This is a genomic window from Streptomyces sp. SID13666, from assembly GCF_010548325.1.
Lineage (GTDB): Bacteria > Actinomycetota > Actinomycetes > Streptomycetales > Streptomycetaceae > Actinacidiphila > Actinacidiphila fildesensis.
Map to the genome: position 1 here is coordinate 64,110 of NZ_JAAGLX010000027.1, position 21,050 is coordinate 85,159.

Below are 21,050 nucleotides of genomic sequence, written 5' to 3' on the forward strand. Positions count from 1 at the left end.
GGCGCTCTTGACCCTGCCATGAAGTGATGTCACATTCATCGATGTCAGGGTTTGCGCATGCCGTGCTGGGTGCCGTACTGAGGGGTGGGCGGTAGTGATGAGTCATCCATCGGACGGGTCGGACGTACTGGACGGTTCGGACGTGCGGAGCGGGAATCCGGACGGGCTGGACGGGTTCCGGGAGGTGCAGCGGCTGGCGTACGCGTGCGCCGAGGCGGTCGCGGCGCAGCTGAAACCGGGCGTGACCGAGCGGGAGGCCGCCCGCATGATGCGGGAGTGGCTGCGCGAGCGGGGCGTGCGGGACTGGTTCCATCTGCCGTTCGCCTGGTTCGGGGACCGGACGGCCTTCACCGGCTTCAAGGTGCCGCTGCAGTTCTTCCCCACGCAGCGCCGGCTGGAGCCGGGGATGCCCTTCATCCTGGACACCGCCCCGATCTACAAGGGGTACACCGCCGACATCGGGTACTCCGGCTGCCTCGGCCTCAACCCGGTCCATGACCGGCTGCTGGCCGACCTGCGCGAGCACCGTGAGCTGATCCTGCGCGAGGTGCGCGAGCGCCGCTCGCTGCGGGCGATCTACGAGGACGTGGACCGGCTGATGGCGAAGCAGGGGTACGCCAACCGCCACCGCGCCTATCCGTTCGGCGTCATCGCGCACAAGGTCGACCGCGTGCGGGAGCGGCGCTGGTCCCCGCAGATCGCCGGCTTCGGCACCCAGAGCCTCAAGGGGCTGGCGAAGGACGCGCTGCACGGCCACCGGGACGGCTGGTCCCCGCTGTGGAGCCCGTACCGGATGTCCGACCACCCGCCGCAGCCCGGGCTGTGGGCGGTCGAGCCCCATCTCGGATTCCGCGGGACCGGGGCGAAGTTCGAGGAGATCCTCGTGGTCACCGCGACGGACGCGTACTGGCTCGACGACGAACTGCCGCATGTGAAGCGGTGGAAGGAAGCGGGGCTGGCCGTATGAGCCGGGACGGCGCGGGAGACGGGACCGGGAACGGCAGCGGGCCGGGGGCGGCGCGCGAACGCCGGGTGGCGGGGGACGGGGTGGAGCTGTGCGTCGCCGAGTACGGGGACGCGTCGCTGCCCACCGTGGTGCTGCTGCACGGCTACCCCGACAGCAAGGAGGTCTGGTCCCAGGTCGCCGACCGGCTCGCGGACCGCTTCCATGTGGTGCTCTACGACGTGCGCGGCCACGGCCGCTCGACGGCGCCGGAACCGCTGCGCGGCGGCTTCCGGCTGGAGAAGCTGACCGACGACTTCCTGGCCGTCGCGGACGCCGTCAGCCCGGAACGGCCGGTCCACCTCGTCGGCCACGACTGGGGCTCGGTCCAGGGCTGGGAGTTCGCCACGGTGGGGCGGACCGAGGGCCGGATCGCCACCTTCACCTCCATCTCCGGCCCCTCCCTCGACCACTTCGGCCACTGGATCAAGCAGCGCGTCGCACGGCCCACCCCGCGCCGGCTCGCCCAGCTCCTCGGCCAGGGCGCCAAGTCCTGGTACGTGTACGCCCTGCACACCCCCGTGCTGCCGGAGCTGGCCTGGCGCGGAGTGCTCGGCAGGCAGTGGCCCAAGCTGCTCGCCCGCGCCGAGAAGATCTCCTCGGCGGACTACCCGACGGCCTCGCTGCCCGAGGACGCCGCGCACGGCGCGTGGCTCTACCGGGACAACGTCAGGGACCGGCTGCGCGCGCCGCGCGCGGACGCCTACGCCCATGTGCCGGTGCAGCTGATCACCCCGACCGGTGACCCGTTCCTGTCGGAGAAGCTCTACGACGAGCTGGAGCAGTGGGTCCCCGACCTGCGGCGCCGCACCATTCCGACCAAGCACTGGGTGCCGCGCACCCGCCCGGATCAGATCGCCCAGTGGATCGGTGAGTTCGTGACGTCCAACGAAGAGGGCCGTCCGGCCCGGAAGACCCCGGAGAAGCCCGGCCCGGCCGGTGAGCGGTTCGCAGGCCGGCTGGTACTGGTGACCGGCGCCGGCAGCGGCATCGGACGGGCCACCGCCTTCGCCTTCGCCGAGGCGGGGGCACGGATCATCGCGGTGGACCGGGACGCGGAGTCCGCGGCCCGTACCGCGGAACTGGCCCGGCTGATCGGCGCGCCGAGCGCCTGGGCCGAGACCGTGGACGTCTCCGACGAGCAGGCCATGGAGAAGCTCGCGGAGAAGACCGCCACCGAGTACGGCGTGCCCGACGTCGTCGTCAACAACGCCGGTATCGGCCTGGCCGGTTCCTTCCTCGACACCACCACCGAGGACTGGAAGCGGGTGCTGGACGTGAACCTGTGGGGTGTCATCCACGGCTGCCGACTCTTCGCCCGGCAGATGGTCGACCGCGGCCAGGGCGGCCATATCGTCAACACCGCCTCGGCCGCCGCCTTCCAGCCGTCGCGCGCGCTGCCCGCGTACAGCACCTCCAAAGCGGCCGTGCTGATGCTCAGCGAATGCCTGCGCGCCGAACTGGCCCCGCACGACATCGGGGTGAGCGCCATCTGCCCCGGCATCGTCAACACCAACATCACCTCGACCACCCGCTTCGCCGGGGTCACCGACGCGGAGCAGGAGCGGCGCCGCGCCAGGTCGTCCCGGCTGTACGGGCTGCGCAACTACCCGCCGGAGAAGGTCGCCGAGGCGATCGTGCGCGCGGTGATGCGCAACTCCGCCGTCGTCCCCGTCACCCCCGAGGCGCGCGGCGCCCGGCTGCTGGGCCGGCTGTCCCCCAGGGCGCTGCGCGGCCTGGCCCGTCTCGACCCGCCGCTGTAACCCCCGGCGAGTCGCCGCACACCTCGGTAAGCCCCCGTTAAGCCCCGTTAAGCCCCGGTAGGCCCTGTAAGGAGGTCACGACACCATGAGCTACGCGATCAAACCGCGCCGGGTCTCGTTCGACTGGAAGAGGACGCCGCTGCACTGGATCCCGGACGAGCCGACCGCGACCCATGTCATCAATGTGCTGCACCTGCTGCTCCCCGCCGGGGAGAGGTGGTTCGTCAAGGTCTTCAAGGAAGCCCTGCCCCTGGTCACGGACGAGGAACTGCTCAAGGACGTCAAGGGGTTCATGGGCCAGGAGGCCACCCACAGCGTGCAGCACGCCTACGTCCTGGAGCATCTGGCCGAGCAGAACCTCGACACCGACCGCTACACCCGGCATGTGGAGTGGATGTTCGACGTCCTCCTCGGGGAGAAGCCGCCGTTCGGCTCACCGATACCGAGGGCCGAGTGGCTGAAGTTCCGGCTCTCGCTCATCGCCGCGATCGAGCACTTCACGGCGGTGCTCGGGGACTGGATCCTGGCCGCCGAAGCGCTGGACGACGCCGGCACCGACGAAGTGATGCTGGATCTGCTGCGCTGGCACGGCGCCGAGGAGGTCGAGCACCGGGCCGTCGCCTTCGACATGTACCAGCACGTCGCCGGGGAGGGGCTGCCCCGCTATCTGCGCCGCGCGGAGGGCATGGTCATCGCCTGGCCGGCGCTCGCCTATCTCTGGGTGACCGGGGCCCGCTACCTGATGCGGCACGATCCGCAGCTGCCGCACGGCAGGTACCGCTTCCGCGACCACCGCGCGGCGGCCGCCAAGGGGCTGCTGCCCTCCTGGGCCGCGCTGAACATGGCCATGCCCAGATACCTCCGGCGGTCGTACCATCCGTCACAGGAGGGGTCGCTGCGCAGGGCTGTCGAGTACCTGGCGAGTTCCCCGGCGGCACGGATCGCGGCGGGCGCGATAGGCCGCGCGGCCGCCTCGTGAGTCCAGGGAGGACCGTTTGACCGTCTCCGCCGAGCATCGCGCCTACCGGATCGAGGACCTGGCCCACTTCAGCGGCGCCACGGTCCGGACGATCCGGGGCTACCAGGACCGCGGGCTGCTGCCGAAACCGGAACGCCGGGGCCGGGCCAATGTGTACGACGACACGCACCTGGCCCGGCTGCGGCAGATCGCCGACCTCCTGGAGCGCGGGTACACGCTGGCCAGCATCAAGGAGCTGCTGGAGGCGTGGGACGCGGGCACCGGGCTCGGCGGGGTCCTCGGCCTGGTCAACGAGGTGGACCGGCCCTGGTCCGACGAGACCCCGGCCCGGATCACCCGCGCCGAGCTGACCGAGGCGTTCGGCGGGGTCCCCGACCAGGCCGCGATCATCGACGCCCTGGACCTGGGGGTGCTGGAGACGGTCCCCGGCCGCGAGGACGAGTTCCTCGTCCCCAGTCCCCAGGAACTGGCGGTCGCCGCCGAGCTCTACGCGGCGGGCGTCCCGCTGACCGCGATCACCGGTCATCTGCGGGAGCTGCGGATCCAGGTCGAGTACATCTCGGAGCGGTTTCTGCAGTTCACCACCGAGCATGTCTTCCAGCGCTATCTGGACCATCCGCCCACCGACGCGGAGGCCGCGGAGGCGGCGTCCCTCGTCCGGCGGCTGCGGCCGCTCGCCCAGCAGACCATCGACGCGGAACTGGCCCGCGCGATGCGCATGATGGCCACCGAGCAGGTCAGACGGCACCTCGGCGATCTCGCGGCGGACGTGCCGCCCCCGGCGGAGCCGGCCCACGTCCCGGTCTCGCTGCCGACGGACACGGTGGGCGCCGTCCGCGAGCTGGTCGGCCGCCGCAACGTCCCGGCCTTCATCGCCGCCGCCGCCGAACGGGAAGTGCGGGCCCGCACCATGGACACCCTGGCCGGCCTCCCCTCCGAGGACGGCCCGCGGACGGACGGCCCCCGGACGGACGGCCCGCAGACCAGCGGCCCGAACGGCCAGGGATGATCGTTTCCATGAGCCACCAGCAGCTGCCCACCACCCAGGCCGCCGTCACCGCCGTACGCGAGATCGCGCGGCAGGAGAACCTGGAGATCAGGGTCACCGACGACATCGGCGCCGACCGGTCCGCACGCCGCAGCGGAGCGGGCGCGTTCTCCGTCGCCGATCCGGACGGTTCGCTGCCGCACGAGGCCTACGTCGAACTCGGTGGATCACCCGCGGTGGAGATCGAGCTGTACTCCGAGGGCGACGCAAAGATCATCGTCGACGGGGTGGAGTTCCACGATGTGCCGCGTGACAGCGTCCCCGCGTTCCTGGACTCGGTGTACCGCGGCCTGGTGCGGGTGAAGACCCGGTTTCTGCAGCGCTGGCTGATCGTGTCGCTTCCCGGCGACGAGACCTATCGGGAGCTGGTCCCCGGCACGAACTTCTCGCCGTGGCTGGGCCGCCAGGTCGGCCGCTGACCGGACCGTACGAGCCGCACGTGCCATGCGGGGGCCTGCCGCGGCCGTCCGCGGGCGCGGCGCGCCCGTACCTGTGTACGGGTGTCGTGGCCGTATACGGGAGGATGGGGGGTGTGACCTCAGCCCCCGAGCATCCCCAGTCCCCGGACGCCCGCCCGTCGGCCCGCACGCCCCGGCTGATCGCCACCGACCTCGACGGCACGCTGCTGCGTGACGACAAGACGGTCTCGGCCCGGACGATCGCCGCGCTCGCGGACGCCGAAGCGGCCGGTATCGAGGTCTTCTTCGTCACCGGGCGGCCGGCCCGCTGGATGAACGTCGTCGCCGAGCACACCGCCCGGCACGGGATGGCGATCTGCGCGAACGGCGCCGCCGTCTACGACCTGCACCGCAGCACGCTGCTCGCCGCGTACCCGCTCGACACGAAGGACGCGCTCACGGTCGTGGACGCGCTGCGCGCGGCCGTCCCCGGCACGACCTTCGCCGTGGAACGGACGAACGGCTTCTCGTACGAGCCCGCGTACCCGCCGTACGCCCCGATGCCCGACGCGGTGATCGCGCCCGCCGAGGAACTGCTCGCCGACAACGGCGCACCGGTACTGAAACTGCTGGCCAAGCACCCGGACGCCGACCCGGACGCGTTCCTCGCCATGGCGCTGAGCGCCGCCGGGGAGCACGGCGAGATCACCCGCTCCAGCGCGTCCGCGCTGCTGGAGATCAGCGGCCCGGGGGTCAGCAAGGCCACCACCCTCGCCCGGTGCTGCGCGGAGCGCGGTGTGTCGGCCGATGAGGTCGTCGCGTTCGGCGACATGCCGAACGACCTGGCGATGCTCAGCTGGGCGGGTACCTCGTACGCGGTCGCGAACGCGCACCCCGCGGTCCTGGCCGCCACCACACACCGCACCACCGCCAACGAGGACGACGGCGTCGCCCGGATCATCGAGCGGATCCTGGCGGCCCGCAGCAACTGAACCGGCAGGACGGACCCGACGGCACGGAACTCACGGGACAGCCGCCGTTACAGCGGCGCCTCCCAGACGACCGTCGTCCCCACGCCGTCCGGCCCCGGCCCGAAACCGCTCGACCCGCCGAGGGCCTCCGCCCGGCGCGCCAGATTGCTCAGTCCGCTGCGGCGGCCGTCCTCCGGGATGCCCACCCCGTCGTCGGTGACCGTCAGCCGCACTCCGGTCACACCGTCACCGTCGCCGTCCCCATCGCTCCCGGCATCGCCCGGAAGGGTGACCGTCGCGTCGATCACCACGTCGATCCGGCTCGCGCCCGCGTGCCGGAAGGCGTTCGACAGCACCTCCCGCAGTGCGGCGATCAGGTTCTTCACGGTCAGCTCACCGACCAGCGCGTCCACCGCCCCGACGAACCGCACGGACGGCTGGAAGCCCAGCGGGACGGCCGCCGTGCCGATCTCCCGCAGCACCCGCGTCCGCAGGCCGGCCGGCGCGTCGGCGGGGGCCTGCTGGAGCGCGAAGATCGCGGTGCGCACCTCCTGGATGGTGGCGTCCAGTTCGTCGACGGCCTTGCCGATCCCGTCCCGCACCTGCGGGACCATCGAGCGGCGCTGGGCGCCCTGCAGCATCAGACCGGTCGCGAACAGCCGCTGGATGACGAGGTCGTGCAGGTCACGGGCGATCCGGTCACGGTCCTCGTAGACCGCCAGCCGCTCCCGGTCGCGCTGGACGTCGGCCAGCAGCAGCGCCAGCGCGGCCTGCGCGGCGAACTGGGTGGCCAGCGTGCGCTCCACCTCGGTGAAAAGCTTGCCGCCGCGTTCGCGCGGCAGCGCGAGCGTGCCGATCACCCGGCCGTTGCTCTTGAGCGGAAGCATCATGCTGGGCCCGAACCGGGGCGCCAGATGCGTGGTCATCCGCACGTCCATGGAGGAGTCGTCGACGAAGACCGGCTCCCCGTTCAGCAGCAGTTCGGCGACCGGGCTCGCCGCCTCGATGACGGTGCCGAGCATCCCGGCCGGTTCGTCCGCGGAGACCGCGACGACCTCCAGACCGCCCTCCGCGGTCGGCAGCAGCACCAGCCCGGCGGCGGCCTCGGCCAGCTTGCGGGCCTGCTCGGCGACGACGTCCAGCGCGTCCTCGGCCGCGTCGCCCGTCAGCAGTGCGGTGGTGAGGGCGGCCGAGCCGTTGATCCAGCGCTCGCGCTGGCGGGTCGCCTCGTACAGCCGCGCGTTGCCGAGCGCGATCCCCGCCTCGGTGGCCAGGATCCGCACCACATGCAGATCCTCCTCGGTGAACTCACCGCCACCGCGCTTCTCGGTCAGGTACAGGTTTCCGAAGACCTCGGTGTGGACGCGGATCGGCACCCCGAGAAAGGCGTGCATCGGGGGGTGGTCCGGCGGGGCCCCCGACGACCGCGGGTCCTTCGTCAGGTCGGCCAGCCGCAACGGCACCGGATGGCGGATGAGCTCGCCGAGCAACCCCGTACGGCCGTCCGGGAGGGCGCCGATGCGGTCGGCGTCCTCCTCGGCGATGCCGTGCGTGACGAAGTCGGCGAGGCCGGTGCCGTCGGCGTTGAGCACACCGAGCGCCGCGTAGCGGGCGGAGGCCAGTTCGGCGGCCGTCTCGACGATCCTGCGCAGCGTCGTGTGCAGCTCGAGGCCAGTACCGACGGAGACGACGGCCTCCAGCAGCTCGGGCAGGCGCACGGTGATCTGGGAGGCCATGCCCTGGAAGCTGAGAGTGGTCGGCGCACTGTCGTCTGCCATGTCCCTCAGCGTATTTGGTCCGCTTTGTCCCCGCCGGTCAGACCGTTACCAGGCCCATCGCGTCCGTCGTTCCGGCCGCGTCCGCCGCCAGGTCCGCGGCGCGCTCCCGTTCGAGGGTGCGGCGGAACGGTCCTTCGACGGCGGCCAGCTCCGCGTACGTACCGCGCTGCACGACGCGGCCCCGGTCGAGGACGACGATCTCGTCGACGGCGTCCCCGGCCAGGCCCGCCAGCCGGTGCGTGATCAGCACGGTCGTACGGCCCCGGGTGGCGTCGAGCAGATCCGCGGTGAGCGCGTCCGCGGTCGGCAGGTCCAGGTGCTCGGCCGGCTCGTCGAGCACCAGGACGGGGAAGTCGGCGAGCAGCGCGCGGGCCAGCGCGAGGCGCTGGCGCTGCCCGCCGGACAGCCGGGCCCCGTGCTCGCCGACGAGCGTGTCCAGGTCCGCGTCCAGCCGGCCCGCGGCAAGGGCCGCGCGCAGCGCGTCGTCATCGGCGGCCGGGCGCGCCAGCCGCAGGTTCTCGCGGACCGAGCTGTCGAAGACATGCGCGTCCTGCGCGCACAGACCGACCAGCCGGCGTACCTCGTCGCCGTCCAGCGCGGCCGCTTCGGTACCGGCGAGAGCGTACGAACCGCTCTCCGCGTCGAGGAAGCGCAGCAGCACCTGCGCCAGGGTCGTCTTGCCCGCACCCGACGGGCCGACCACCGCGATCCTGCGGCCCTGCGTCAGTTCGAGGTCCAGCCCGGCCAGCGCGGGCCGGTCCTGGCCCGGGTAGCGGGCCGTCAGATCCCGGACGACCAGCGGGAACGGCAGCGCCGGCGGCTCGGCCGGCCGCTCCGGCTCCCGGACCGGCTCCGGTGCGTCCAGCACGTCGTGCACCCGCAGCGCCGCCCCCCGGCTGCGCTGCCGGTACTGCGCCGCGAGCGGCATCCCCGTGACCGCTTCGAACGCGGCGAGCGGGGTGAGCACCACGACCGCCAGGGCGACCCCGTCGAGCCGGCCGTCCCGTACCGCCTGGATCCCGGCGTAAGCACAGGCCACCACCGTCAGACCGCACACCAGTGCGGTCAGTCCGGCGCCCAGCGCGGTCGTCGCGGCGGACCGGGCGGCGATCCGGGTGAGGATGCGGTCGGAGCGCGCGGCGCGCTCCCGCCGACCCGGCAGCGCGCCCGCCACCGTCAGCTCGGCGGTGCCGGTCAGGAGGTCCACGACCTGCGTCGACAGCTCGCCCTTCGCCGGCGCGAGCCGCCGCTCGGCCCGCCGCGACAGGACGGCGGACAGCGCCGGGACACCCGCGCCGGCGATCAGCAGACCGGCCGCCAGCGCCACGCCCGCCTCGGGCAGCAGCCAGCCGGTGAACGCCGCCGACGCGACACAGACACCCGCCGCGGCACCGGCGGGCAGCAGCCAGCGCAGGAAGTAGTCCTGCAGTCCGTCGACGTCCGCGACCAGCCGGGAGAGCAGATCGCCCCGCCGCGTCTCCCGCAGGCCCGCCGGCGCGAGCCGTTCGATCCGCCGGTAGACGGCCACCCGCAGATCCGCGAGCGAACGGAAGACCGCGTCGTGCGACACCAGCCGCTCCGCGTAACGGAACACCGCCCGCCCGATCCCGAACGTCCGCGTCGCCGTGACCGCGACCATCAAATACAGCACCGGCGGCTGCTGCGACGCCCGGCTGATCAGCCATCCGGACGTCGCCATCAGACCCACCGCGGACCCGAGCGCCAGCGCCCCCAACAGCAGCGCCAGCGCGAAGCGTCCGCGCAACGGCCCCGCCATCCGGCGCACCCGCCGCAGCGGACGTCCCCCACCGGCGGCGGGCGACGCGTCCACGGGCAGGACGGGCGACGTGGTCGACGTGCCGGCCGACAGCGGTCCCTGACGGGCTGCCAGGGGACTCCGGTCTCTGACGGCGGTCACCTCGACCGCCGCGGGCCGCAGCCGGATCGTGCGGTCGGCCACCGCGAGCAGGGCCGGCCGGTGAACGACGAGCAGCACCGTACGGCCCACCGCCAACCGGCGGACGGCGGCCACCACGGCCGCCTCGGTGTCGCCGTCGAGGTTGGCGGTCGGCTCGTCGAGCAGCAGCAGCGGACGGTCGGCCAGGAAAGCGCGGGCGAGGGCGAGCCGTTGGCGCTGCCCTGCGGAGATTCCGGAGCCGCCCTCACCGAGCGGAGTGTCCAGGCCGGCGAAGTCGAGGGCGCCCGCGTCACGGAGGGCGGCCCGCACCTGCTCGTCGGTGGCATCCGGCCGGGCCAGGCGGACGTTCTCGGCGACGGTCCCGGCGAAGAGATGCGGCCGCTGCGGGACCCAGGCGATCTGCCGGTGCCAGCTCCTGGGGTCGAGCGACGCCAGATCGGTGCCGTCGACCAGGATCCGGCCGCCGGACGGCTGCGCGAAGCCGAGCAGCGCGGCCAGCAGCGTGGTCTTGCCGACACCGCTGGGACCGACGACGGCGACCGTCTCACCGGGGGAGACGGTGAAGGAGACCTCGGGGAGCGAGGGCCGCTCGCGGCCTTCGTGGTGCACCGTCAGACCGTCCACGGTGATGACCGCGTGCCGCGGATCGGGGGCGGGCAGCGTCCCGGCGGTGGCCGGAGCCGCCTCCAGGACGGCGAAGACCTCGTCCGCGGCGGCCAGCCCCTCGGCGGCCGCGTGGTACTGCGCGCCCACCTGCCGCAGCGGCAGATACGCCTCGGGCGCGAGCACCAGGACGACGAGCCCGGTGTAGAGGTCCAGATCCCCGTGGACCAGCCGCATGCCGATGCCCACGGCGACCAGCGCCACGGAGATCGTCGCGAGGAGTTCCAGGGCGAACGACGACAGGAACGCGATCCGCAGCGTCCGCATGGTCGCGCGCCGGTACTCGTCGGTGATGGTGCGGATGGACTCGGCCTGCGCCTTGGCCCGGCCGAAGACCTTCAGGGTGGGAAGGCCGCCGACGACGTCCAGGAAGTGCCCGGACAGCCGTGCGAGCAGCCGCCACTGACGGTTCATCCGGTCCTGGGTGGCCCAGCCGATCAGCGCCATGAAGAGCGGGATGAGGGGGAGGGTCAGCGCGATGGTGAGCGCCGAGACCCAGTCCGAGGTGACGATCCGGGCCAGCACCACGACCGGTACGACCACGGCCAGTCCGAGCTGCGGCACATAGCGGGCGAAGTAGTCGTCGAGCGCGTCGACCCCGCGGGTGGCGAGCGTGGTGAGTTCGCCGGTGCGCTGGGTGGAGAGCCAGGACGGGCCCAGGGCGGTGGCCCGTTCCAGCAGCCGGCCGCGCAGTTCCGACTTGACGGCCGCGCTGGCGCGGTGCGCGCACAGCTCGGTCAGCCAGGCGACGATCCCGCGGCCGGCCGCGGCGGCGGCGAGCAGCAGCAGCGGAGTGCGCAGCTCGCCGGCGTCGAGACCGTGCTGGAATCCGCCGACCACGATCTCGGCGATGAGCATCGCCTGGGCGACGACCAGCCCCGCCCCGGCCAGGCCGAGGGCCACGGACGCCACGAGGAAGACGCGGCTGGCGCGGGCGTACCGGAGCAGACGCGGATCGACTGGTTTCACGTGGAACATTCCCTTCGGCGAAGAGCTCGGCCGGCCGCAACGGGCCCCGGACCCTGTCTGACCGTGGTTAGTGGACTTCGGCGATGTGCTGGGTGCCGATCCGCTTGCGGAACACCCAGTACGTCCACCCCTGGTAGATCAGCACGACCGGCGTCGCGACCGCGGCGCACCACGTCATGATCCTCAGCGTGTACGGCGTCGCCGAGGCGTTGGTCACGGTGAGGTTCCACGCGGCGTTCAGCGAGGACGGCATGACGTTCGGGAAGAGCGCCAGGAAGAGCATCGCCACCGACGCCGCGATCGTGATGCCGGAGAAGACGAACGACCATCCCTCACGGCCGATCCGGATCATCCGGACCGCCGCGACCAGCGCCACCACCGCGACGATCAGCGCGCCGAGCGTCGTGCCGTCACCGCTGTCCTTCTGGGTCCAGCCCAGGAAGAGCACCGCGAGCACCGCGGCCGTGATGCCCAGCCGGAAGGCGAGCCTGCGAGCCCGGGTCCGGATGTCGCCGACCGTCTTGAGCGCGGCGAACACCGCGCCGTGGAAGGTGAAGAGCGTGAGGGTGACGAGCCCGCCGAGGATCGAGTAGACGTTCAGCAGATCCCAGAAGGTGCCGACGTACTCCTTGTTCGCGTCGATCTTCACACCGCGCACCATGTTGGCGAACGCGACGCCCCACAGCACGGACGGCAGCAGCGAGGACCAGAAGATCACCTGTTCCCAGCTGGTCTGCCAGCGGTCCTCCGACCGCTTGGAGCGGTACTCGAAGGCGACGACGCGGACGATCAGACAGAGCAGGATGATCAGCAGCGGCAGATAGAAGCCGGAGAAGAGCGTGGCGTACCACTCGGGGAACGCGGCGAACGTCGCGCCGCCCGCGGTGAGCAGCCACACCTCGTTCCCGTCCCAGACCGGGCCGATGGTGTTGATCAGTACGCGGCGCTCGGGGCGGTCGCGGGCCAGCAGCTTGGTGAGGATCCCGATCCCGAAGTCGAAGCCCTCCAGGAAGAAGTAGCCGGTCCACAGGACGGCGATGAGTACGAACCAGACGTCGTGCAGGTGCATGTCGCGCTCCTTCCTCTCAGTACGAGAAGGCCATGGGCCGGTCGGCGTCGGTGGAGTCGCCGCCGATCTTCGTGGGCGGATTCCGGTCGGAATCGGTCAGCTCGGGCGGTCCGGCCTTGGCGTACTTCAGCAGCAGCTTGATCTCGACGACCGCGAGCACCGCGTAGAGCAGGGTGAAGGCGATCAGCGAGCCGAACACCTCTCCGGTGGAGACATTGGGGGAGACCGCGTCAGAGGTGCGGAGCAGTCCGTAGACGGCCCAGGGCTGGCGGCCGGTCTCGGTGAAGATCCAGCCCCACGAGTTGGCCAGCAGCGGGAAGACCATCGTCCACAGCGCGATCCGCCAGTACCAGGCGGCGAACCGGTCGCCGAACGGTGTGTTCCTGGTGAGCATCAGCTTCGGCGCCTCGTCCTCGCCGGTGCGGTGCTCCTCGGCGACCCAGAGCTTGCGGCGGGTGAGCCACAGTCCCGCCAGGCCGACCGCGAAGGACGTCATCCCGAAGCCGATCATCCAGCGGAAGCCCCAGTAGGCGGTGGGGATGTTCGGCCGGTAGTCACCGGGGCCGTACTTCTGCTGCTCGGCCTTGTTGATGTCGTTGATGCCGGGCACGTACGAGGAGAAGTTGCCGTCGGCGAGGAAGGACAGTATCCCGGGGATCTCGACGGCGACCTTGTTGTGGCCCTTGTCGACATCGCCGACGGCGAAGATCGAGAACGGGGCCGGCCCCTCGCCGTCCCACAGCGCCTCGGCGGCGGCCATCTTCATCGGCTGCTGCTTGAACATGACCTTGCCGAGCGAGTCACCGCTGATCGCGGTGAGCAGCCCCGCGACGACGGCGACGGCCAGGCCGAGCCGCAGTGAGGTGCGCATCACGGCGATGTGCTTCTTGCGCGCCAGGTGGTAGGCGGAGATGCCGATCATGAACGCGGCGCCGGTGAGGAAGGCCGCGGTGATGGTGTGGAAGACCACGACCAGGGTGGTGTCCTGGGTGATGACCTTCCAGAAGTCGGTGAGCTCGGCGCGGCCGGTCACCTTGTTGTAGGTGTAGCCGACCGGGTGCTGCATCCAGGAGTTCGCGGCCAGGATGAAGTACGCGGAGAGGATCGTGCCGATCGAGACGATCCAGATGCAGGCGAGGTGGATGCGCTGCGGCAGCTTGTCCCAGCCGAAGATCCACAGCCCGATGAACGTGGACTCGAAGAAGAACGCGATCAGTGCCTCGAAGGCGAGCGGGGCTCCGAAGATGTCCCCGACGAACCGGGAGTAGTCCGACCAGTTCATCCCGAACTGGAACTCCTGGACGATCCCGGTGGCCACGCCCATGGCGATGTTGATCAAGAAGAGCTTGCCCCAGAACTTGGTGGCCCTGAGGTACTTCTCGTTCTTGCTGCGGACCCATGCGGTCTGCAGGACCGCGGTGAGCGCGGAGAGGCTGATCGTCAGCGGGACGAAGAGGAAGTGGTAGACGGTGGTGATGCCGAACTGCCATCGCGCGACGTCGACGGTTTCCAGCGAGAGCTGCACGTCACGACTCCTTACCTGTACCGGTTTACCTGCACCGGTCCAAACTCGAACTTTTCCCCCCAACCCTCGCGTGGAACCCATAGGAAAGGGGGCAAACACGTCCGCTTGTGAAAGTGAACGCATTCACAAGCTAAGTATCGCGCACAGCAGTTCGCCCCCTCCCACCGGGGGGTGGAAGGGGGCGAAAACGGCAGGTGGTAAAGGGAGCTACAGCTCCTTGCGGAACGCGTCCGCCGTGCTCAGCAGCAGGTCGTTGGCCTCGGTCTCGCCGATGGTGATCCGCACGCCCTCGCCCGGGAACGGCCGTACCGCCACCCCGGCCCGCTCGCACGCCGCGGCGAAGTCCAGGGTGCGCTCCCCCAGCCGCAGCCAGACGAAGTTCGCCTGCGTCTCCGCCGGCGCCCAGCCCTGCGCGGCCAGTGCCCCGACGACCCGGTCCCGCTCGGTGACCAGGCCGGCCACCCGCTCCAGCAGGGCCTCCTCGGAACGCAGCGACGCGACCGCCGCGTCCTGCGCGAGCTGGCTCACACCGAACGGCATCGCGGTCTTGCGCAGCGCGGCCGCGACCGGCTCGTGCGCGATGGCGAAGCCCACCCGCAGACCGGCCAGGCCGTACGCCTTGGAGAAGGTGCGCAGCACCGCGACGTTCGGGCGGTCGCGGTAGATCTCGACACCGTCCGGCACGTCGGCGTCCCGGATGAACTCGCGGTACGCCTCGTCGAGGACCACGAGCACATCGGACGGCACCCGGTCGAGGAAGCGTTCCAGCTCCGCACGGCGTACCGCGGTGCCCGTGGGGTTGTTGGGGTTGCAGATGAAGATCAGCCGGGTCCGGTCGGTGATGGCGTCCGCCATCGCGTCCAGGTCGTGGTCCTCGCCGTCGGTGAGCGGTACCTCCACCGGCGTCGCGCCGCTGATCCGCGTGATGATCGGGTACGCCTCGAAGGAACGCCAGGCGTAGATGACCTCGTCACCCGGCCCCGCGGTCGACTGCAGCAGCTGCTGCGCGACGCCGACCGAGCCGGTGCCGGTCGCGATGTGCGTCTGCGGCACTCCGAAGCGGTGCGCCAGCTCGGCGATCAGCTCGGTGCACGCGGCGTCGGGATAACGGTTGAACGAACCCGCGGCGGCGGTGGCCGCCTCCAGCACGCCGGGCAGCGGCGGGAAGGGGTTCTCGTTGGAGGACAACTTGTAGGCCGGAGCACCCTCGTCCGAGACCGGGGGTCGCCCGGGCTTGTAGGTGGGGATGCCGTCCAGTTCCGCGCGCAGCTTCGGGGTCATGACCACACCATACGAGGGGGCGTGAGGGAGTGGGAAAGTGCCGTGCGCCACACCGTGCGCCGGTGGCGCACGCGGTGGTGCGCATCCCTCGTAGGAGTGAGTTGATACCTCCCCGCAATACGAACCAATGGGCAGGAGATCGTCCCCGCGACGCCGGTACTCACGCGAAGAAAGCGCTTGCGAGCTGCACATTACACCCCACAAGGCACTCTTGATCTTGCAGAAACGTACCGTCTGAATGCCTTTTCGGGGCCCCAGCGGACGGACCAACCCCGCCCTACTATCGGGTCGCCATGACAGCAGCAGGGAACCACCAGGCGAGCCGGCCCATCGGACGCCGGCTCGAGCGGGCAGGCATCAGAGATGTCGCCGCTGCCGCCGGTGTCTCGATCACGACTGTCTCCGACGCACTCAACGGCAAGGGCCGACTGCCCGACGCCACCCGCCGCCATGTCCGGGAGGTCGCCGAACGGCTGGGTTACCGCCCGTCCGCGGCAGCCCGCACACTGCGCACCGGCCGATCGGGCTTAATCGGCCTGACGGTCACCACCTACGGCGAAGAACCGTTCACTTTTACCGAGTTCGCGTACTTCGCCGAAATGGCGAGAGCCGCGACCTCGGCCGCCCTCGCCCGGGGCTACGCCCTGGTCATCCTCCCCGCCTCCTCACGCCATGACGTGTGGAGCAACGTCGCACTCGACGGCACCGTGGTCATCGACCCCTCCGACCACGATCCCGTCGTCATGGAACTCGTCCGCCAGGGCGTACCGGTGGTCAGCGACGGCCGGCCCGCCGGCAGCCTCCCCGTCCACGCCTGGGTCGACAACGACCACGAGGAAGCCGTCCTCGGCATCCTCGACCACCTCGCCGCCGCCGGAGCCCGCCGGATCGGCCTGCTCACCGGTACCAGCACCGACACCTACACCCGGCTCTCCACCACCGCGTACCTGCAATGGTGCGAGCGGGTGGGCCAGGAGCCGGTCTACGAGTCCTACCCCGCCCACGACCCGTGCGCGGGCGCCGTCGCCGCCGACCGGCTGCTCGCCCGTCCCGACCGGCCCGACGCCGTCTACGGTCTCTTCGACCCCAACGGCACCGATCTGCTGGCCGCCGCCCGCCGCTACGGGCTGCGGGTGCCGGACGATCTGCTGCTGGTCTGCTGCAGCGAGAGCAGCGTCTACGCGAGCACCGAACCGCCGATCACCACGCTGTCCCTCAAACCGGGGAAGATCGGCACCGCGGTGGTCCAGCTCCTCATCGACGCGATCGAAGGGGTGGGTGCCACCCATCCCGTCCAGCAGATCATGCAGACCGACCTCATCGTCCGCACCTCGTCCCAGCGCCGTACGCACCGCACCACGGTGAGTCCCCCGCGCAGTCCGGCCGGGGGCTGAGGCCTGGCCCGGGAAACCCGAACCGCACCACCGCACACGAGCCGCCGGGAAGTCCGCGCGGGGATCCGGAACCGGAACCCCGCGCGGAAGTTCGCACCGGACTCCGTGCGGAAACCTGTTCAGGAGTCGGCACAGGAGTCCGAGCAGGAACCCGAATCGGCCGCCGGACCGCCCCAGGACGCCGATTTAGGGGGTGTTTGTCGGCACCGGCCGAAAACCCGGCACCCAGGTATGTCACACCACGACAGCGTCATTCCTATGATGGGCGGATGGCGGCGCGATGGTGGAGGGGTCGATGACACAGGGGGCAGGTCACGGGCCCGTGCTCAAGGCGATGGTGAGCTGGCGTCCGGCAGGTCCGGACGCGGGTCCGGAGGCCGGACCGGAAGGCGGTCGGCAGACCGGTCAGGCAGCCGCGCCCGGCAACGGGTCGTACGGGTTCGCCGACGCTTCCGGTGCTCCCGTCTTGCCAGGCACACCAGGCGTTCTCGGTGCGCCCGGTACCGGTGCGCCCGGTACCGGTGCCGCGATCGGTGCGGACGGGCCGGCAGGTGCGCCCGCGTCCTTCGCCGCGCCGGCGGCCCCGGTCCAGGTGCCGGCCGCCGCGCCCCCGGCCGGGTACGAGGCGACCCAGCTCGACACCCGTCTGGTGCCGGAGGACTACACCCCCACCGCGCACGACCTCCCGGTGATAGCTCCCGTCGACGCGGACCAGCCCGGTCCGCTCTACGTCGTCGGCGACGTCCACGGGTACATCGACGAGCTGCGTACGGCGCTCCACGCCCAGGGCCTCATCGACGCCGAAGGCCACTGGTCGGCGGGCACCGCCCGGCTGTGGTTCCTCGGTGACTTCACCGACCGCGGTCCGGACGGCATCGGCGTCATCGAGCTCGTCATGCAGCTCTCCGCCGAGGCGGCCGCCGCGGGCGGCTACGCCAAGGCCATCATGGGCAACCATGAGCTGCTGCTGCTCGGCGCCCACCGCTTCGGCGACACCCCCGTCAATTCCACCGGTGGCACCGCGTCGTTCCTCGCCGCCTGGCGGCTCAACGGAGGCCAGCCCTCCGACATGGACCGGCTGGAGGACCGCCATCTGACGTGGATGTCCCGGCTCGACGCGGCGCACCTGACCGACGGTCATCTGCTGCTGCACTCCGACACCACGGCGTACCTCGACTACGGCACCACCATCGACGCGATGAACGACGCCGTCACCGGCATCCTCCAGCGCGGCGACGCGGACGAGTGCTGGGACCTGTTCCGCAAGCTCACCAAGCGCTTCGCCTTCCGCGGCGACAACGGCCCGCAGGCCGCCCGGGAACTCCTCGACACCTACGGCGGCCACCAGGTCGTCCACGGCCACAGCCCCATCCCGTACCTGCTCGGCGAGGTCGGCGGCGAATACACCGCGGACGGGGAGGAACGCACCCCGGTCGTCAATGGCCCGATGGCATATGCCGAGAACTTGGCATTGGCAATGGACGGTGGCGTAACCATGGACGGCCGACTGCTCGTTGCCGAACTCCCACCCCTTTCCTGATCGGCAGATTTCCGGGAAGCACTCTGTCACCCCCTCATCCCGCGCTCTACCATCGCTATATCCGTAAGGCACGCTCTCCTCCGCTTCACCGGCCGACCGGCTCCACATTCAGCGGGGAGGTCCGGAGACGGAGCATCGGGGGATGCACATGAACAGCGCTCCACACCTGCTCAACGAAGACCGCCCGGACTTCGAACGAGTCCTCGACGACGCACTGCACTCCGCGGACACCGGGCACGACGAGCACGGCGGGCACGAAGGCGTGCTCAACAGCGAACAGCTGCGCACCATGGCGCTGAGCGCCGCGGAGGTCATCTCCGCCTGCGCCGCACCGGAGTACCAGCAGTACCTGAAGGTTCGCGAGCAGATCCGCGAGGCCCTCGAGGAGTCCGCGGTCATCCGCCGGACGGAGCCCGTGACGGCCGCGGACAACCGGGCGTTCAGCTACGCCGCCATGGGCGTGGCCGACTCCGCGGGCTCCGGCGCCGGGCTGTTCGCGGTGGTCGCCGTGCTGACGCCCCTCCTGGCGGGCACCGCCGCGCTGATCTTCCTGCTGATCGGCTACGTCCTGCACGCGATGACGCCGGAACCCGCCATCGCCGCACCGCTGCGCACCGCCGGCTGGCTCTTCGCGGGCGTCACCGGGTGCGGGATCCTGGTCGGGATGGTCGGCCTGCTCCTCACCGCCCTGCGCGACAGCGCGAGCGCCATCCATGACGACGACTCCGACTCGCTGCCGCCCGAGGTCGCCGCCGCCCGCGAGGCGTGGCGGCGCGCCCTGCGCGACCGCGGCGTCCTGCCCTTCCTCGCCGAGGCCAGAACGAACGCCGCCCTGGCGCCGCATCCGGACTTCGAGCCTCCGCGCTCCAACGGCAGCCAGCCCTCACGAATGCCCCGACTCGGCTATTCCCGCCCGGACTTCACCAGTCCCGGCCCCGAGGAATCCCCAGGACCGGGCCATCGATTCTCCAGCCCCGATTTCTCCAGTCCGGACTTTTCGAGCCCCGACTTCACGGGCCCGGACGAGGGTTCGAGATAGCGCACCCGGTTGTGAGTATGGGCGGAATGCGGAAGTCCGCACCTATAGTGCGAATTTGATGCCATCCGCCCCCATGTGACGCATGAACGCACCTACGGTGCGCGCCGGAGGCGGTACGGCGTAGCCCGTCTCACCCCGGTGTCGAGCGCGTCAGGCACCGGGCCCGGGCGGCGTCCCCGACTACGCGGACAGCGGAAGGGACCTGAAGCCGCGCGAGAAAGCTGCGGCTCCACGCCCAACTGGTTGAAACGTTAACGCAATGCCGCCGCCGGCCCACAAAGTCCAATCCGTGGACAACTTCGCCTTCGAGAGTGTTTCGAATGGGCGCGCTCCCAACAGGACTTCCCGCAGAACCGCAGGTCAGCGGCGCGCCATCGCTCCCGTGGTATTCGATCCGGAGAGTGCCGACGGGACGTTCCCACCTGCCCGCGCATATGCCAGGTGCATACTTCGGCGCACACTGCTCGACAACCCGGACGGCCGGAGTCGAACCGCGTGGATCGGGCCCGACTGCATTGCCGCAGACGGCAATTGGCGTGGAACGAGTTGCTCCGGACGACTGGTTTCGATACGAGTTGATGATGAGTAGGGTGTGACCCGCTGCCGATGGATCTACGGAAGGTGCCTGGCTGAATTCAGAGGGTCTGGCTGAATTCAGCATGACCGGAATGTGCGGGTGCGGGTGGTGTCGTCTGCAGGATCTGGAGGGGGATAGTGACTGCTGGCTCGTTCGAGGGGCAGTACGTGTGGCATCCGGCGGCCGATGATCGTCAGTTGGCCCGAGCGTGCATGGATGTGAAGGCCGGGCGGTACCTCAGCGCCAGCGAGATCCTGAAGGAGACCCGCGGGGATTTCGAAGTGCGGGCCCACCGGTCCCTCGTACTGGCCTCCGAGGCGGCGGATTCCGACCTGGCCGAACGCTGGCTGGCCGAGGAACCCAGCGCCGAGTCCGCGCTGCTGTGGGCGCGGGTGGCGATGCTCCGGGCGTTACGGATGGCCGACGCCGGCGATCTCCGCGAGGGCGCGCTGGTCCGCATAGCGCAGGGCGCGTGCGAACGGGCCTCGGAGATGCTGCCGACCGACCCGACTCCCTGGGTGACCCAACTGGCGCTCACCCGGCTCCAGCGACCCCGCGATCCCGCGCCGCGCGGACTGCTGACCGAGCCGACCGGTCCCTGGTACCTCTTCGCCCACATCCTCCGGCTCGACCCCTGGCACCGTGAGGCGCACCACCGGTTCCTGGCCTTCTTCTTCACCCGCAACGGCGGCTCGGCGAGCGCGCGATGGGACGTCGCCTCGTTCCTGAGCCACCGGGCACCGACCTCCTCGCCGCTGCGGCTGCTGCCGCTGGTGGCGCTGGTCGAGGACTACGACCCCTCCGCACTGCTGGCGGACCGCACGTGGGAACAGCCCCAGTGGAAAGCGACCACGATGGGGATCTACACCCATTGGTTTCCCGAGACGGCCAAGTACCGGTTCACCCCGGTGCTCGACCTGGCCTATCTGGCCCATGCCCTGGTCATGGCGAAGCTCGAATTCGAGGCGCGGGAAGTGCTCACAGCGTCAGGACCCTATGCGTCCCGTATGCCCTGGAGTGCGTTCGGAGCGCCCGAGGAACAACTGACCAGGGCCAGAAAGCTGTGCGGACTGCCGATTCCGAGTGCCGCCTGATCCCTATTCCGCTCCACATCGCACGACGAAGTCCTCCCGTC

The 21,050-nt window shown here is 70.9% G+C and carries 15 protein-coding genes; 10 read left to right on the forward strand and 5 right to left on the reverse strand.

What is annotated here, in order from left to right:
- Nucleotides 1-97: 97 nt before the first annotated feature.
- From G3I60_RS28625 to G3I60_RS28650, 6 genes are all read left to right on the forward strand, one after another.
- Nucleotides 98-967 (forward strand): M24 family metallopeptidase, encoded by an 870-nt coding sequence (locus tag G3I60_RS28625; protein ID WP_164294880.1) that lies wholly within the window; start codon nucleotides 98-100, stop codon nucleotides 965-967.
- Nucleotides 964-2,766, forward strand: a complete 1,803-nt coding sequence (locus G3I60_RS28630; RefSeq protein WP_164294881.1) for an SDR family oxidoreductase — start codon at nucleotides 964-966, stop codon at nucleotides 2,764-2,766. The genes G3I60_RS28625 and G3I60_RS28630 overlap by 4 nt, the downstream gene beginning before the upstream one ends.
- A gap of 85 nt (nucleotides 2,767-2,851) precedes the next feature.
- Entirely contained in the window at nucleotides 2,852-3,745 is an 894-nt protein-coding gene (locus G3I60_RS28635) for a metal-dependent hydrolase (protein WP_138351120.1), read from the forward strand.
- A 16-nt stretch (nucleotides 3,746-3,761) separates the two neighbouring features.
- Nucleotides 3,762-4,754, forward strand: coding sequence for a MerR family transcriptional regulator (locus tag G3I60_RS28640; RefSeq protein ID WP_164294882.1), 993 nt, complete (start codon nucleotides 3,762-3,764; stop codon nucleotides 4,752-4,754).
- Nucleotides 4,755-4,762: 8 nt separating this feature from the next.
- Nucleotides 4,763-5,212, forward strand: a complete 450-nt coding sequence (locus G3I60_RS28645; RefSeq protein ID WP_164294883.1) for a hypothetical protein — start codon at nucleotides 4,763-4,765, stop codon at nucleotides 5,210-5,212.
- Between the two features lie 104 nt (nucleotides 5,213-5,316).
- Nucleotides 5,317-6,183, forward strand: a complete 867-nt coding sequence (locus G3I60_RS28650) for a Cof-type HAD-IIB family hydrolase (protein WP_138351123.1) — start codon at nucleotides 5,317-5,319, stop codon at nucleotides 6,181-6,183.
- Nucleotides 6,184-6,230: 47 nt separating this feature from the next.
- On the opposite strand, the gene G3I60_RS28655 is transcribed toward G3I60_RS28650, so the two are convergent.
- The 5 genes from G3I60_RS28655 to hisC form a co-directional block, all read right to left on the reverse strand.
- Entirely contained in the window at nucleotides 6,231-7,940 is a 1,710-nt protein-coding gene (locus G3I60_RS28655; RefSeq protein ID WP_164294884.1) for a GAF domain-containing protein, read from the reverse strand.
- Between the two features lie 37 nt (nucleotides 7,941-7,977).
- Nucleotides 7,978-11,490: a thiol reductant ABC exporter subunit CydD gene (cydD, locus tag G3I60_RS28660; protein WP_164607903.1), complete on the reverse strand. Its 3,513-nt coding sequence runs from the start codon at nucleotides 11,488-11,490 to the stop codon at nucleotides 7,978-7,980.
- 67 nt (nucleotides 11,491-11,557) lie between these two features.
- Nucleotides 11,558-12,559: a cytochrome d ubiquinol oxidase subunit II gene (cydB, locus tag G3I60_RS28665; RefSeq protein ID WP_164294886.1), complete on the reverse strand. Its 1,002-nt coding sequence runs from the start codon at nucleotides 12,557-12,559 to the stop codon at nucleotides 11,558-11,560.
- A gap of 16 nt (nucleotides 12,560-12,575) precedes the next feature.
- Entirely contained in the window at nucleotides 12,576-14,084 is a 1,509-nt protein-coding gene (locus tag G3I60_RS28670; RefSeq protein ID WP_244809282.1) for a cytochrome ubiquinol oxidase subunit I, read from the reverse strand.
- A 207-nt stretch (nucleotides 14,085-14,291) separates the two neighbouring features.
- On the reverse strand, nucleotides 14,292-15,365 hold the full coding sequence (gene hisC / locus G3I60_RS28675) for a histidinol-phosphate transaminase (RefSeq protein WP_164294888.1): 1,074 nt from the start codon (nucleotides 15,363-15,365) through the stop codon (nucleotides 14,292-14,294).
- A gap of 293 nt (nucleotides 15,366-15,658) precedes the next feature.
- Between hisC and G3I60_RS28680 the strand changes: the two genes are divergently transcribed.
- The 4 genes from G3I60_RS28680 (at nucleotide 15,659) to G3I60_RS28695 (ending at nucleotide 21,009) form a co-directional block, all read left to right on the forward strand.
- Complete coding sequence (locus tag G3I60_RS28680; RefSeq protein ID WP_164607905.1) at nucleotides 15,659-16,759, forward strand: LacI family DNA-binding transcriptional regulator; 1,101 nt, start codon at nucleotides 15,659-15,661, stop codon at nucleotides 16,757-16,759.
- 280 nt (nucleotides 16,760-17,039) lie between these two features.
- Nucleotides 17,040-18,299, forward strand: a complete 1,260-nt coding sequence (locus G3I60_RS28685; protein ID WP_164298587.1) for a metallophosphoesterase — start codon at nucleotides 17,040-17,042, stop codon at nucleotides 18,297-18,299.
- Between the two features lie 148 nt (nucleotides 18,300-18,447).
- Nucleotides 18,448-19,338 (forward strand): hypothetical protein, encoded by an 891-nt coding sequence (locus G3I60_RS28690; RefSeq protein ID WP_306664950.1) that lies wholly within the window; start codon nucleotides 18,448-18,450, stop codon nucleotides 19,336-19,338.
- A 714-nt stretch (nucleotides 19,339-20,052) separates the two neighbouring features.
- On the forward strand, nucleotides 20,053-21,009 hold the full coding sequence (locus tag G3I60_RS28695; RefSeq protein ID WP_138351132.1) for a hypothetical protein: 957 nt from the start codon (nucleotides 20,053-20,055) through the stop codon (nucleotides 21,007-21,009).
- Nucleotides 21,010-21,050 lie beyond the last annotated feature (41 nt).